Source organism: Acidihalobacter aeolianus (assembly GCF_001753165.1).
Lineage (GTDB): Bacteria > Pseudomonadota > Gammaproteobacteria > DSM-5130 > Acidihalobacteraceae > Acidihalobacter > Acidihalobacter aeolianus.
The window spans coordinates 1,973,317-1,986,112 of record NZ_CP017448.1 but is presented as its reverse complement, the minus strand read 5'-3'; the positions used below and the strand labels follow the sequence as shown (position 1 = coordinate 1,986,112).

Below are 12,796 nucleotides of genomic sequence, written 5' to 3'. Positions count from 1 at the left end.
GCTATGTCACCGTTGATTGTTGAAGGTAAGTGATTCCCACGGCCGCACGTAGCAAAATTCTGGGGTCTACGGTTCCGCGGAAATGATCCAATATGCGCCTCCATCCGAGGTAGTTTGGCAGATAGACGGTGGCCACCCCGTGAAACCTGTTCATCCATATCTTTAGGCGGCTGTCATAGGCATTCACATTCTGAACATGGAACACCTGTTCCAGGACGCGAACGCCTGCCTTCACATTCACGGCCTTGAGTGGCACATCCAGTTCTCGCGCCACCCGTACATAGATGGAACTGCCATCGGCACAAAGCATGCTGTCCTTGGCGAGAATCGGCTGGATCACGTTTTTCACTTCTTCGCCGTTGACCTTCTTCAAGACGGCATCTGCCGTCTGGCCACCTCGGTCCCGGCAAATCAACACGGGAATCTGCTTATCGGATAGCCCCGGCTTTTTGGCCTTGCCGCCCCGCTTGCGCGCGGGGCGTGGAAGCTCTTTTTCTGACCTTTGAAAGACTCCAGAAAGAAGGTCTCGTCGGCCTCCACGAGGCCTTCCAGTTGAGCGGGCTGCTGCACTTGGGGCAAGCGCAAAAAGCGATGCCGCCAGCGAAAGGCCGTATTGCGGTGTACACCGCAGGCCCTGGCGCTACGGCGGACGCTTTGCCCCTGCGTCATCTGTTGCGCATACGTCAGCCAAACTTCCTTGTGCCGCAAACCCGCCAAGGGCGTTCCGGTTAGCGCGTTGAACGTACGCTTACACGCGCCACATCGATACCGTTGCAAACCGGATGCAGAACCCCATCGGGCGACCGGCCCTTGTCCGCAATGCGGGCAGACGGGTTGCTCGGCAACGCGGGATTCCAGGATTAAATGGACCGTCTGTTGCTGCTCGATCGCATGAATCCGATCTTTGATCCGCCGATGGTTCGGCGTCATTTTCGTCAATGCCCCCAGCAGGTTGCCAAATTCCTCAGAATTCATGCGCACACCCATCCCCTTGATTCTTCATGTTTTGAAGACCACCACAAGTGTACGGTGACATAGCCAAACTTATCCGATCGTTTATCCAAGCGGAGGAAGGGCGAAGGCAGGTTTCATTGCAGTTGACGGCGGAGACCCCAGTACAGCTTTTTTCCATTCCAGCGATTTTTTCAGCGGGGGGGCAAACCTGAGACCGGTCAGCGTGTGAATTTTAGTATTACAGCTGGGCGCCCTAGGAATCGTTGCTCGCCTGTACTACTTCTGAAGCCCTTGCCTTGATAGCTTAATTGTTAAGGTGGGGCAGGCTTAAAAGCCCAACTGAAGTACCTGAACAACGACATAACGGCCGAATCTGTATTGGGTTATGGCAGCGAGCATTGATTTAATTCAACGCAGTAAGCTATTGTTTTTGCATGGCTGTTAGTGTCTGATTTTGAGCTAATTGACGACTACTAAAAATGCCGGTATTGTACGCGACCTCAATGAGTTAGGCGCCTTAAGGGACCACCTTGACATGGTGGGGGTCGTTGGTTCGAGTCCAATCGCGCCTACCAACGTTTCGAAAAAGGCTGTCGTGTCGCCGGCTGTGATGGCCAGCGATGCTTCAGCCTTTTGTTTATGCCTGGTGGCCCCTCGTATAGGTCACCCGTGGAGAATGCGATGCCCGTGATCACCTTGCCTGATGGCAGCGAACGCCGTTTCGATCATCCTGTTTCCGTGGGTGACGTCGCCGCCGATATCGGTGCCGGCCTGGCCAAGGCAGCATTGGCCGGACGTGTCGACGGTCGTCTGGTCGACCTTTCCTACACCATCACCGAGGATGCGCAGGTCGCGATAGTCACTTCAAGGGACGAGGATGGCCTGGAAGTGATACGGCATTCCACCGCGCATCTGCTCGGGCAGGCGGTCAAGGAGCTTTTCCCGGAAGCTCAGGTTACCATTGGACCTGTGGTCGACAACGGCTTTTATTACGACTTCGCCTATTCGCGTTCGTTTACCCCCGAGGACGTGGTTGCCATCGAGGCCAGGATGCATGAACTGGCCGAACAGGATCTACCGGTGAATCGTAGTGAGATGCCGCGCGACGAGGCCATCGCCTTTTTCCGCGGCATGGGCGAAGAGTACAAGGCCCGGATCATCGAGGATATCCCGGCCGACGAGGTGCTTTCGCTCTACAGTCAGGGCAACTTCATCGATCTTTGTCGCGGCCCGCATGTGCCGAGTACTGGCAAGCTCGGGGCGTTCAAGTTGACCAAGTTGGCCGGTGCCTATTGGCGCGGCGATGCCCGCAACGAGATGCTGCAGCGGGTTTACGGTACCGCGTGGGCGGACAAGAAGGCCCTCAAGGCCTACCTGCATCAGCTGGAAGAGGCCGAAAAGCGCGACCATCGCCGCATCGGCAGGCAGCTGGATCTGTTCCACGTTCAGGAAGAAGCACCTGGTATGGTGTTCTGGCATGCCAAGGGGTGGAGTATCTGGAGTACCGTTGAGCGCTACATGCGCGGCGTCTACGACGCCTGCGGCTACCAGGAGGTACGCAGCCCCCAGGTCGTGGACGTCTCGCTGTGGAAGCGTTCCGGGCACTGGGAGAACTACAAGGAACACATGTTCTTTACGGAATCGGAGAAGCGCGAGTACGCGCTCAAGCCGATGAATTGCCCCGGGCACGTGCAAATCTTCAATCATGCCCTGCGCAGCTACCGCGACCTGCCGTTGCGCTACGGTGAGTTCGGGGCTTGCCATCGCAACGAGGCCTCCGGTGCCTTGCACGGCATCATGCGTGTGCGCGGCTTTACTCAGGACGACGGACATATTTTCTGCACCGAAGCACAGATCGAGGAGGAGGTCGCCGCGTTCCACGAGCAGGCCATGCGCGTGTATGCGGATTTCGGCTTTACGGACGTGTCCGTGAAAATAGCGCTGCGCCCGGATGCGCGGCTCGGCTCGGACGCGGATTGGGATAAGGCCGAAGATACCCTGCGCAATGCTTTGCGCCGCTGTAACGTCGACTGGGAGGAACTGCCGGGCGAGGGGGCTTTCTACAGTCCTAAGGTCGAATATCACCTCAAGGACGCAATCGGGCGCGAGTGGCAGGTCGGTACCATACAGGCGGATTATCAAATGCCGCTCAAGTTGGGCGCCGAATACATCGACGAGAATTCACAACGCAAGACGCCCGTGATGCTGCACCGCGCCATTCTGGGTTCGCTGGAGCGCTTCATCGGGATCCTGATTGAGCACCATGAGGGGCGTTTCCCGTTGTGGCTGTCCCCGGTCCAGGTGGTAGTCGCGAACATCACAGACAGACAGGCGGAGTATGCCAGCGAAGTTGCGCGAGCCCTGCGTACACAGGGTTATCGGGCGACTTGCGACTTGAGAAACGAGAAGATTGGCTTTAAGATTCGCGAGCACACGCTTCAGCGTGTCCCTTTCCTATTGGTTGTCGGGGACCGCGAGGCTGACGAACGAACCGTTTCCGTCCGTACGCGCGAAGGCGAGGATCTAGGTGGCATGCCCCTGGAAGTCTTTGTTGCGCGGTTGGCGGAAGAGCCCGCGCCAAACGGGCATCGAGTGTAATGGGAGGAGCGACGTATCAGCGCGCAGAAGAACGTACGGCTGAACGGTGAAATTGCCGTTCGCCAGGTCCGGTTGATAGATGCCGAGGGTGAGAATCGTGGAGTCGTGTCCATTGACGAGGCCTTGCGCTTGGCGTCGGAAGCGGAACTGGACTTGGTAGAGATCGTGCCCAACGCAGATCCACCCGTTTGCCGGGTCATGGATTACGGCAAGTTCAAGTTCGAACAGAGCAAGAAGGCGGCCCAGGCCCGCAAGAAGCAGAAGCAGGTGCAGGTCAAGGAAGTCAAGTTCCGGCCTGGTACCGAAGAAGGCGATTATCAGGTTAAGCTGCGCAACCTGATGCGCTTTCTCGAGGAAGGGGATAAGGCCAAGATCACCATCCGCTTCCGCGGTCGCGAAATGGCCCACCAGGAGCGCGGGATGCAACTCCTGACCCGCGTGGAGGGTGATCTCGAGGCGCTGGCTAGCGTGGAGCAGCGGCCGAAAATGGAGGGGCGGCAGATGGTGATGGTGCTGGCCCCCAAGAAAACGTCGTAGGCCGAAGCCTGCGCCAGTAGTAGACGTGGAGTAGATAGGCAATGCCCAAATTGAAAACCAATCGTGGTGCGGCGAAGCGCTTCAAGCGTACGGCTACCGGCCGTTTCAAGCGTGCGCAGTCGCACCTCAATCACATCCTGACCAAGAAGAGCACCAAGCGGAAGCGTCATCTTCGCTCGATGGACCTCGTCGCTCCATGCGATACGCCGGCCATCAAGCGCATGCTTCCGTATAGCTGATCGGCGCGAGAGGAAATAGAGAATGCCCCGAGTAAAACGTGGTGTCACCGCTCATGCGAGACACAAAAAAGTCCTGAAGAAGGCCAAGGGTTATTACGGCGCGCGCAAGAACGTGTACCGCGTGGCCACTCAGGCCGTGACCCGCGCCGCCCAGTATGCATACCGCGACCGCCGTCAGCGCAAGCGCCAGTTCCGTGCCCTGTGGATCGTGCGCATCAATGCTGCGGCGCGTCAGTTCGACATGTCCTACAGCCGCTTGATGGATGGTTTGAACAAGGGTGGCATCGAGCTCGACCGTAAGGTGCTGGCCGACCTGGCCGTGCATGACCTGGTTGCGTTCGGCCGTATTGCCGAACAGGCCAAGGCCGCCCTGACCACCGGCTGAACCCGCGGTCTCGGCCGCGTGTGATGCGGTCGCGCGTACCGTTTCGGATGCAAAGGGGAAAGGCCTGCCTTTCCCCTTTTGTTTTACGCTTGAGCTAAGGACGTATGGCGTGGAGCTGGATGCGTTGAAGCATGAGGCCCTGTCCCGCGTGGGCGGTGCTGGCGATTTGGGGGCGCTGGACGCGCTGCGCGTCGAGTATCTCGGCAAGAGGGGCGCGCTGACCGAACAGCTCAAAAGCCTGGGACGGCTACCACCAGAGCAACGACCTGAGGCCGGACTGGCGATCAATGCCGTCAAGGAAGCCGTTGCCGAAGCTATCGCGGTGCGGCGCGGCGAGCTGGAATCGGACGCCCTGCGTGCGAGGCTCCAATCAGAACGCGTCGATGTCACCCTCCCGGGACGTGGGCAGGAGGTTGGTGGCCTGCACCCCCTGACTCGAACCATCGAACGCATCAAATCGCTGTTCGCTCAGGCTGGATTTGTGACCGAGGAAGGCCCCGAGATCGAAGACGATTTCCATAACTTCGAGGCTCTCAATATCCCGCGCAACCATCCGGCGCGTGCGATGCACGACACCTTCTATTTTGACGATGGGCGAGTGTTGCGTACGCATACGTCGCCAGTCCAGGTGCGGGTTATGGAAAATCAGGCCCCTCCTGTACGGGTCATAGCCCCTGGCAGAGTCTATCGTTGCGACTCCGACCTGACCCACAGCCCGATGTTTCATCAGGTGGAGGGTTTGGCTGTCGACGAGGGCATCACCTTCGCCGATCTGAAGGGGGTTCTGGGCGATTTCCTACGCGCGTTTTTCGAGCAGGACGACCTGCGCACGCGTTTCAGGCCTTCCTACTTTCCCTTCACCGAACCTTCGGCCGAGGTGGATATCGAGTGCGTTCACTGTCGTGGCGAGGGTTGCCGCGTGTGCGGGCATACGGGGTGGATCGAGGTGCTGGGATGCGGAATGGTGCATCCGAATGTGTTTGCGCAGGTCGGTATCGACGCCGAGCGCTACACCGGGTACGCCTTCGGTATGGGGGTCGAGCGTCTCGCCCTGCTGCGTTACGGCGTCACGGATCTCCGGCTGTTTTTTGACAACGATTTGCGATTCCTGCGCCAGTTCGGCTGAACGGTGCAATTACGGCGATATCGACTCGTTGTATCCCATTGGCATCATCAATTGACATTTGAGCAAGGCGAACAGGCATGCGTTTGAGCGAGCATTGGCTAAAGGAGTGGGTGCCGGAACTCAACCTGGATGCCGAATCCCTGGGGCGTCGTTTGACCATGGCCGGTCTCGAACTCGACGGGATCGAGCCGGCAGCGCCTGAATTCAGCGGCGTGGTCGTGGCGCTCGTAAAAACCGTCGAACCGCATCCTGGCGCTGATCGCCTGCGCGTTTGTCAGGTCGATGCGGGGGATGGGGTTTTGACCCAGGTTGTTTGCGGGGCTCCCAACGTGGAATCGGGCATGTACGTGCCGTTTGCCAAGGTCGGCGCCGTATTGCCGGGCAATCTGCGTATCAAGGCGGCGAAGCTGCGCGGCGTCGAGTCACGCGGCATGCTGTGTTCGGCCGCCGAACTGGGTTTGGCCGAGTCCAGCGACGGTTTGCTGCCGTTGCCGGCGGACAGCCTCTCAGGTATCGATGTGCGCGTGGCGCTCGATCTCGATGATCCGATATTGGAAGTCGACCTGACGCCGAACCGTGCCGACTGCCTCAGCGTGTTGGGCGTGGCGCGGGAGATTTCCGCACTTGAGGCAACGCCGCTGCGTTCCATCGGTTTCGTGGAGGTGCCACCTGGCTGTGCTGCGGTGCACGGTGTGCATCTTGATGCTCCGGCAGCCTGCCCGCGGTATGTCGGTCGAGTCATCCGGGGTGTGAATGCGTATGCTCAGTCGCCGTTGTGGCTGCGCGAACGCCTGAGGCGCAGCGGTATCCGTAGTCTCGGTGCAGTGGTCGATGTCACCAACTATGTCATGCTCGAATTGGGTCAACCGATGCACGCGTTCGACCTGTCTCGCCTGCAGGGTGAGATTCACGTGCGTATGGCCCGAGCCGGTGAACTGCTGCGTTTGCTCAACGAGCAGGATGTCGAACTGCGTGACGATATGCTGGTGATCGCAGATGAGGCGAATGCGCTGGCCATTGCCGGCGTGATGGGAGGTGCCGGTAGCGCTGTCGCGGAGGGCACCCGGGATATCTTCCTCGAAAGCGCCTATTTCACGCCGGATGCGATTACCGGGCGGGCGCGTTCCTTGGGCTTGCACACAGAGTCATCGCATCGTTTCGAGCGTGGCGTCGACCCTGCGTTGCAGCGTACCGCGATGGAGCGGGCGACCGCGCTGATTCTCGAGATCGCAGGTGGCACGGCCGGCCCCTTGAACGAGGTTTGCTCGGAAAGCGATATGCCGGTGCGCGCGCCAATCCCGCTCAGGCGAGCACGCATTGAGCGGTTGTTGGGAGTGTCGTACGAGGATGCACTGATTGTGCAGATGCTGACAGCGCTGGGCTGTGTCATCAGCGAGGCCACTGACGGGTGGCATGTCGTGCCGCCATCGCACCGCTTCGATCTGTCCATCGAGGTCGATCTGATCGAGGAACTAGCGCGCGTGCATGGCTACGGCAACATACCCGAACGGCATATGCCCGTACGTCCGGGCATCGTGGCGGAATCCGAGGGCCGGGTTGAGGTTGGTCGGCTGCGTGAGCTCCTGTGTGCACGCGGTTACCGCGAAGCGATCAGTTACAGTTTTATCGAGGCCTCCTTGGCACGTGCATTTGCTCCAGATGTCGAGCCGATCGCACTCAGCAATCCGTTGTCGGCAGAACTGGCAGTGATGCGTCCGAGTTTGTGGCCGGGCCTGGTCAAGGCGCTTGCTTACAATGCCAATCGTCAGCAGGTGCGTGGGCGTTTATTTGAGACTGGGTTGAGGTTTTTGTCTCAACCTAATGAAAAAGAACAAGAAATTATGATAGGTGGTGCGGTATATGGTGCCGTGGAACCGTTGCAGTGGGCGGCAAAAGCCCGTCAAACCGACTTTTTCGACGTCAAGGGGGATGTGGAGGCTCTGCTAGCATTGGGTGGGCGCTCTGGCGAAGCGGTATTCATTGCTGATTGTCATCCGGCCTTGCATCCAGGTCTGTCTGCAAGAATAGAACTTGCTGGAGAATCAATTGGATGGGTTGGCATGTTGAGTCCAGATCTCGAAAAAACCTTGGGCCTTGAGCGTACGGTCGGCTTATTTGAGCTGAGATTGCTGCCGTTGCGTGAGGGTAGGGTAGCCGGTTTTGCGCCGCTGTCACGCTTTCCCGCCACGCGTCGCGACCTTGCGGTGCTTGTCGATGAGAGCGTCCCAGCGGAGCGTTTGCTGTCCACGATCAAGGATTTGGACATCGCGGAATTGCAGGATTTGCAGTTGTTCGATGTATATGCCGGCAAAGGTGTACCATCTGGTCGAAAAAGTATCGCTTTCGGCTTGATTTTACAGGGGTTTGCGAGCAATCTTACGGACCAGACCATCGACGCTATAACCAGCCGGGTTCTCAAGGCACTCGAAGACGGGCTCGGAGCGACACCAAGGGGGTAAATCCATGGCTTTAACCAAGGCGGACATGGCCGAACGCCTGTTCGAAGAGCTGGGATTGAATAAACGCGAGGCCAAGGATTTTGTCGAGATGTTCTTCCAGGAGCTGAGCGATGCACTGGAACAGGGCGAGGAGGTCAAGCTGTCCGGATTCGGCAACTTCTCGTTGCGCGACAAGCGCCAGCGCCCTGGCCGTAACCCCAAGACCGGCGAAGAAATTCCCATCACGGCACGCAGGGTCGTGACTTTTCGTCCGGGACAGAAGCTGAAGGCAAGGGTGGAGGCTTATGCTGGAGGCGAGTAATAACAGCGAGCTGCCGCCGATCCCCACTAAGCGCTATTTCACTATCGGTGAAGTGAGCGAGCTCTGCGATGTGAAACCCCACGTGCTGCGTTACTGGGAGCAAGAATTCCCGGCACTCAAGCCTGTAAAACGGCGTGGCAATCGCCGTTATTATCAGCGTCAGGACGTGATCCTTATCCGCCAGATACGTAGTTTGTTATACGAGCAGGGCTATACCATCGGTGGCGCGAGGCTCAAGCTGGAGAGTGCGGAATCGAAGGCTGATAGCAGCCAGAGTCAGCAGATCGTGCGTCAGTTGCGTACCGAACTCGAGTCATTGCTCCAGGAACTCAAACACCTCGACGGCTGATCGCCGTTTCCTGGCTTCTTTCTATGTTATTCCGATTGTTAGGCGTGCTAGAATGCCCGCCCTCTATCTACGTGTAACCGTCTTTTCAGGTGGGAGTTGTTACTAGATGTCGCTGAATACGGAAGACAAGGCCAATATCGTTGGCAAATTCCAGCGTGCCACGAACGATACGGGGTCGCCCGAGGTTCAGGTGGCGCTGCTGTCCGCGCGGATCAGCTATCTGACCGAGCATTTCAACACGCACAAGCACGACCATCATTCTCGCCGTGGCCTTCTGAAGCTGGTGAATCAGCGTCGCAAATTGCTCGACTACTTGCGCGGCAAGGACCAGCAGCGCTATCAGTCCTTGATCAGCGAGCTCGGCCTGCGCCGATAACGTCACCGCCACCCAGCTTAGGAATGGAACGTGCCAGCTACTAAAAAATCCTTTCAGTACGGCGACCGTACGGTCGTTATCGAAACGGGTGAGATCGCCCGCCAGGCAGATGCCGCCGTCATCATCAACATGGACGATACTGTAGTCCTGGTCACGGCAGTCGCGCAGAAGCAGGCTATCCCCGGACGGGATTTTTTCCCGCTGACCGTCAACTATCAGGAACGGACCTACGCAGCCGGCCGCATTCCCGGCGGCTTCTTCAAGCGCGAGGGTCGTCCCAGCGAGAAGGAGACTCTGACTTCCCGCCTGATCGATCGGCCTCTGCGCCCGTTGTTCCCGAAGGGTTTCTACAACGAGGTCCAGGTGATCGCCACGGTCATGTCTGTGAACCCCGAAGTAGATCCGGACGTGCCTGCGATGATCGGTGCTTCCGCAGCCCTGGCGCTGTCCGGCATGCCGTTCAACGGCCCCATTGGTTGCGCGCGCGTCGGTTACCGCGATGGTGCTTATCTGCTCAACCCCTCCAATTCCGCGATCAAAGAATCCACTCTGGATCTCGTCGTCGCCGGTACCGAACATGCGGTGCTGATGGTCGAATCCGAAGCCGGTGAGCTGTCGGAGGAGGTCATGCTCGGCGCCGTGATGTTCGGTCACGAACAGATGCAGGCTGCGATCCAGGCCATCCGCGAACTGGCCGCCGAGGCCGGCAAGCCGGCCTGGAACTGGCAGCCGCCGCAGACCGACGAGGTGTTGCTGTCGCAGGTCCGTGAGTTCTGCGAGGCTGACCTGACGGCCGCCTACCAGATCGCCGAGAAGCTGACCCGCCAAACGCGTGTCAGCGAGCTTCGCGAACGCGTGGTCGCTGAGATCGCAGTCACCGAAGGCGACGGCCCGAGTGCGGATGCCGTTGTCACCGCCTTTGCGAAAATCGAGAAAAAGCACGTGCGTGGCCGTATTCTGGCCGGCGAACGCCGCATCGATGGCCGCGACACCAAGACGGTTCGTCCCATCACCATCCGTACCGGCGTGATGCCGAGAACCCATGGTTCGGCGCTGTTTACCCGTGGCGAAACGCAGGCCATCGTGACCTGCACCCTGGGTACCGAACGCGATGCGCAGATCATCGATGCGATCGAAGGCGAGCGCCGCGACCGGTTCATGCTGCACTACAACTTCCCTCCTTACTGCGTGGGCGAGACGGGCATGGTGGGTTCGCCCAAGCGCCGTGAAATCGGCCACGGACGTCTGGCCAAGCGTGGTATCCAGGCGGTCATGCCGGATGAGAAATCCTTCCCCTATGTGATCCGTGTTGTATCCGAGATCACTGAATCGAACGGTTCCAGTTCGATGGCCTCGGTTTGCGGTAGCAGCCTGTCCCTGATGGATGCCGGCGTGCCGCTCAAGGCGCCGGTCGCGGGTATCGCCATGGGTCTGATCAAGGAAGGCGACAGCTTCGCCGTGTTGAGCGATATCCTCGGCGACGAGGACCATCTGGGCGATATGGACTTCAAGGTGGCGGGTACCGAAAACGGCGTCACCGCACTCCAGATGGACATCAAGATCGACGGCATCACGCGGGAGATTATGGAGCGTGCACTGGAACAGGCACGCGACGGACGCATTCATATCCTCGGCAAGATGGCCGAAGTCATCGCCGCTCCGCGCACCGAGATGTCCGCCTATGCTCCGCGCTACATCACCATGCGAATCAACCCGGAGAAGATCCGCGACGTGATCGGCAAGGGCGGCAGCGTGATCCGCTCGATCACCGAAGAAACCGGCGCGACCATCGATATCGATGATGACGGTAGCATCCGCATCGCTTCGGTCGACAAGGCCGCAGGCGAGGAAGCGCGTCGTCGCATCGAGGAGATCACCGCCGACGTCGAGGTCGGGCATGTGTACGAAGGGCGTGTGGTTAAGATCATGGATTTCGGCGCCTTCGTTTCCATCCTGCCGGGTCGAGACGGACTTGTGCATATCTCACAGATCTCGAACGAGCGTGTGGAGAATGTTTCCGACAAGCTTGCTGAAGGTGACGTGGTGCGGGTGAAGGTACTTGAAGTCGACAAGCAGGGGCGCATTCGCCTGAGCATGAAGGCCGTCGAGGCTGCTTGATCGCAAAGCGATTCCGACGACCCGTTCGTACGGATAAACGAAAAGGGGCCTGCGGGCCCCTTTTCGTTTTCAGACCCTTGTCGCGGCGGATAACCACTCAGCGATACGCTTTTCCAGCCAGGGTTCAGTTTTCCAGGGGTAACGCCCGCTAACGAAGCCCACATGCCCCCCGTCGTCGCTCAACTCGAAAAGAATGCTGGGAGACAACTCATCCGGCGAGGGAATGCCATTCGGTCCCAGGAAGGGGTCGTTGCGTGCGTGTACGAGCAACGTGGGGGTGGCGATATGTGCAAGCCAGGGACGCGAACTTGAGCGCGTGTAGTATTCGTCAACTCCGCTGAAACCATGCAACGGGGCGGTCACCCGGTCATCGAAGACACGCAGCGTGCGGATCCGATCGAGTTCATCCATAGGGAGTGGCGGTGCGATCCCTCGTTCGCGTTGTTTGCGCCGCTGGCCGGCGCGTAGCGGGCGCAACAAATAGCTTTGATAGAGTCGTGACAAACCCCGTTCCAGGCGGTCGGCGGCCGCGTGCAGATCGAAAGGCACGGAAATGGCCGCAGCGGCCTGCAGCGGATTTCCGCTTCCAGTCTCTCCGAGCCATTTGAGCAGGACATTGCCGCCCAGCGAAAAGCCGATTGTGCATACCGGGCGTTGTGCCCTGTTGCGTGCATGCAATCGCGCGACGACCTCGTCCAGATCCCTACTGTCGCCGGCGTGGTAGGCGCGGCGCAGCCGATTGGATTCGCCGCTGCACCCGCGAAAGTGCATGACCACCGCCCGCAGGCCATAGTTGCGAAGTTGGGGGAGCAGACGGCGCACATACGCGGAGTCGCTCGATCCCTCGAGCCCGTGCAGCACGAGCACCAGCGGTCCGTCTAAGGGCGCCTGCGTGTCCCAGTCCAGATCGATGAAATCGCCATCCGCGAGGTCCAGGCGTTCGCGCTCGAAACTTTGTGCCTCGCCGCGCGAGAAAAAGAACGGCCAAAGTGTCTGCAGATGTCCCCCAGGCAGCCACCATGCCGGGCGGAACGACTTAGATGCCATCCTGGTCGATGCGGGAGAACAACGGCAGTTCGTGGCGGCGCGCATTGGCGACCAGGAAGCCGCCGCGGCCATTTTGCGTTCTGTCGAGGAACGCGCGGCAGACGGAGGGCTCGTCGAGCAGTGCGGCAAAGTAGACCTCCAACTCGGCCGCATCCACCCGAAGACGGTCGTATGGAGAGTCTGATCCAGGTTGCCAGAACAGCCTGGGGGCCCAGTTATGAGCCGTGATTTCGGGTCTTGCAGACCACTCGCGTAGCTTCTGTATAAGTGCGGCCGTGTCGAATTCGCTGGTCATCTATGTCGTGGC

At 59.3% G+C, this 12,796-nt stretch carries 12 protein-coding genes and 1 pseudogene; 10 read left to right on the top strand and 3 right to left on the bottom strand.

Features of this window, described 5'->3' with window-relative positions:
• Position 1: 1 nt before the first annotated feature.
• Positions 2–975 (bottom strand): annotated as a pseudogene (locus BJI67_RS09055) (IS1595 family transposase).
• Positions 976–1,635: 660 nt separating this feature from the next.
• Here BJI67_RS09055 and thrS point away from each other — a divergent pair.
• The 10 genes from thrS to pnp all read left to right on the top strand — a co-directional run bounded on the left by thrS (position 1,636) and on the right by pnp (position 11,442).
• Positions 1,636–3,552, top strand: coding sequence for a threonine--tRNA ligase (thrS, locus tag BJI67_RS09045; protein ID WP_070072758.1), 1,917 nt, complete (start codon positions 1,636–1,638; stop codon positions 3,550–3,552).
• A 15-nt stretch (positions 3,553–3,567) separates the two neighbouring features.
• A complete protein-coding gene (gene infC / locus BJI67_RS09040) occupies positions 3,568–4,089 on the top strand; it encodes a translation initiation factor IF-3 (RefSeq protein WP_070072757.1) in 522 nt (173 codons plus the stop codon).
• A gap of 41 nt (positions 4,090–4,130) precedes the next feature.
• Complete coding sequence (gene rpmI, locus BJI67_RS09035) at positions 4,131–4,328, top strand: 50S ribosomal protein L35 (RefSeq protein ID WP_070072756.1); 198 nt, start codon at positions 4,131–4,133, stop codon at positions 4,326–4,328.
• Between the two features lie 22 nt (positions 4,329–4,350).
• Positions 4,351–4,713: a 50S ribosomal protein L20 gene (gene rplT / locus BJI67_RS09030; protein ID WP_070072755.1), complete on the top strand. Its 363-nt coding sequence runs from the start codon at positions 4,351–4,353 to the stop codon at positions 4,711–4,713.
• Positions 4,714–4,828: 115 nt separating this feature from the next.
• Positions 4,829–5,839 (top strand): phenylalanine--tRNA ligase subunit alpha, encoded by a 1,011-nt coding sequence (pheS, locus tag BJI67_RS09025; protein ID WP_156782211.1) that lies wholly within the window; start codon positions 4,829–4,831, stop codon positions 5,837–5,839.
• A 77-nt stretch (positions 5,840–5,916) separates the two neighbouring features.
• The gene (gene pheT, locus BJI67_RS09020) at positions 5,917–8,298 is read left to right on the top strand and encodes a phenylalanine--tRNA ligase subunit beta (RefSeq protein WP_070072753.1); all 2,382 of its coding nucleotides are present in this window, start codon (positions 5,917–5,919) and stop codon (positions 8,296–8,298) included.
• Between the two features lie 4 nt (positions 8,299–8,302).
• Entirely contained in the window at positions 8,303–8,599 is a 297-nt protein-coding gene (gene ihfA, locus BJI67_RS09015) for an integration host factor subunit alpha (protein ID WP_070072752.1), read from the top strand.
• Entirely contained in the window at positions 8,583–8,948 is a 366-nt protein-coding gene (locus BJI67_RS09010; protein WP_070072751.1) for a MerR family transcriptional regulator, read from the top strand. The genes ihfA and BJI67_RS09010 overlap by 17 nt, the downstream gene beginning before the upstream one ends.
• A 106-nt stretch (positions 8,949–9,054) precedes the next feature.
• Complete coding sequence (rpsO, locus tag BJI67_RS09005) at positions 9,055–9,324, top strand: 30S ribosomal protein S15 (RefSeq protein ID WP_070072750.1); 270 nt, start codon at positions 9,055–9,057, stop codon at positions 9,322–9,324.
• Positions 9,325–9,354: 30 nt separating this feature from the next.
• Complete coding sequence (pnp, locus tag BJI67_RS09000; RefSeq protein ID WP_070072749.1) at positions 9,355–11,442, top strand: polyribonucleotide nucleotidyltransferase; 2,088 nt, start codon at positions 9,355–9,357, stop codon at positions 11,440–11,442.
• A gap of 69 nt (positions 11,443–11,511) precedes the next feature.
• Here pnp and BJI67_RS08995 read toward each other — a convergent pair whose 3' ends face one another.
• Together BJI67_RS08995 and BJI67_RS08990 are read right to left on the bottom strand one after the other, a co-directional pair.
• Entirely contained in the window at positions 11,512–12,489 is a 978-nt protein-coding gene (locus BJI67_RS08995; RefSeq protein ID WP_070072748.1) for a hydrolase, read from the bottom strand.
• Positions 12,479–12,784 (bottom strand): hypothetical protein, encoded by a 306-nt coding sequence (locus BJI67_RS08990; protein WP_070072747.1) that lies wholly within the window; start codon positions 12,782–12,784, stop codon positions 12,479–12,481. Before BJI67_RS08990 ends, BJI67_RS08995 begins: the two co-directional genes overlap by 11 nt.
• Positions 12,785–12,796: the final 12 nt, after the last annotated feature.

Coding starts and splice junctions, on each gene's coding strand:
- thrS (WP_070072758.1), top strand. CDS start 1,636: ATGCCCGTGATCACCTTGCCTGATGGCAGCGAACGCCGTTTCGATCAT.
- rpmI (WP_070072756.1), top strand. CDS start 4,131: ATGCCCAAATTGAAAACCAATCGTGGTGCGGCGAAGCGCTTCAAGCGT.
- rplT (WP_070072755.1), top strand. CDS start 4,351: ATGCCCCGAGTAAAACGTGGTGTCACCGCTCATGCGAGACACAAAAAA.
- pheT (WP_070072753.1), top strand. CDS start 5,917: ATGCGTTTGAGCGAGCATTGGCTAAAGGAGTGGGTGCCGGAACTCAAC.
- ihfA (WP_070072752.1), top strand. CDS start 8,303: ATGGCTTTAACCAAGGCGGACATGGCCGAACGCCTGTTCGAAGAGCTG.
- BJI67_RS09010 (WP_070072751.1), top strand. CDS start 8,583: ATGCTGGAGGCGAGTAATAACAGCGAGCTGCCGCCGATCCCCACTAAG.
- rpsO (WP_070072750.1), top strand. CDS start 9,055: ATGTCGCTGAATACGGAAGACAAGGCCAATATCGTTGGCAAATTCCAG.
- BJI67_RS08995 (WP_070072748.1), bottom strand. CDS start 12,489: ATGGCATCTAAGTCGTTCCGCCCGGCATGGTGGCTGCCTGGGGGACAT.
- BJI67_RS08990 (WP_070072747.1), bottom strand. CDS start 12,784: ATGACCAGCGAATTCGACACGGCCGCACTTATACAGAAGCTACGCGAG.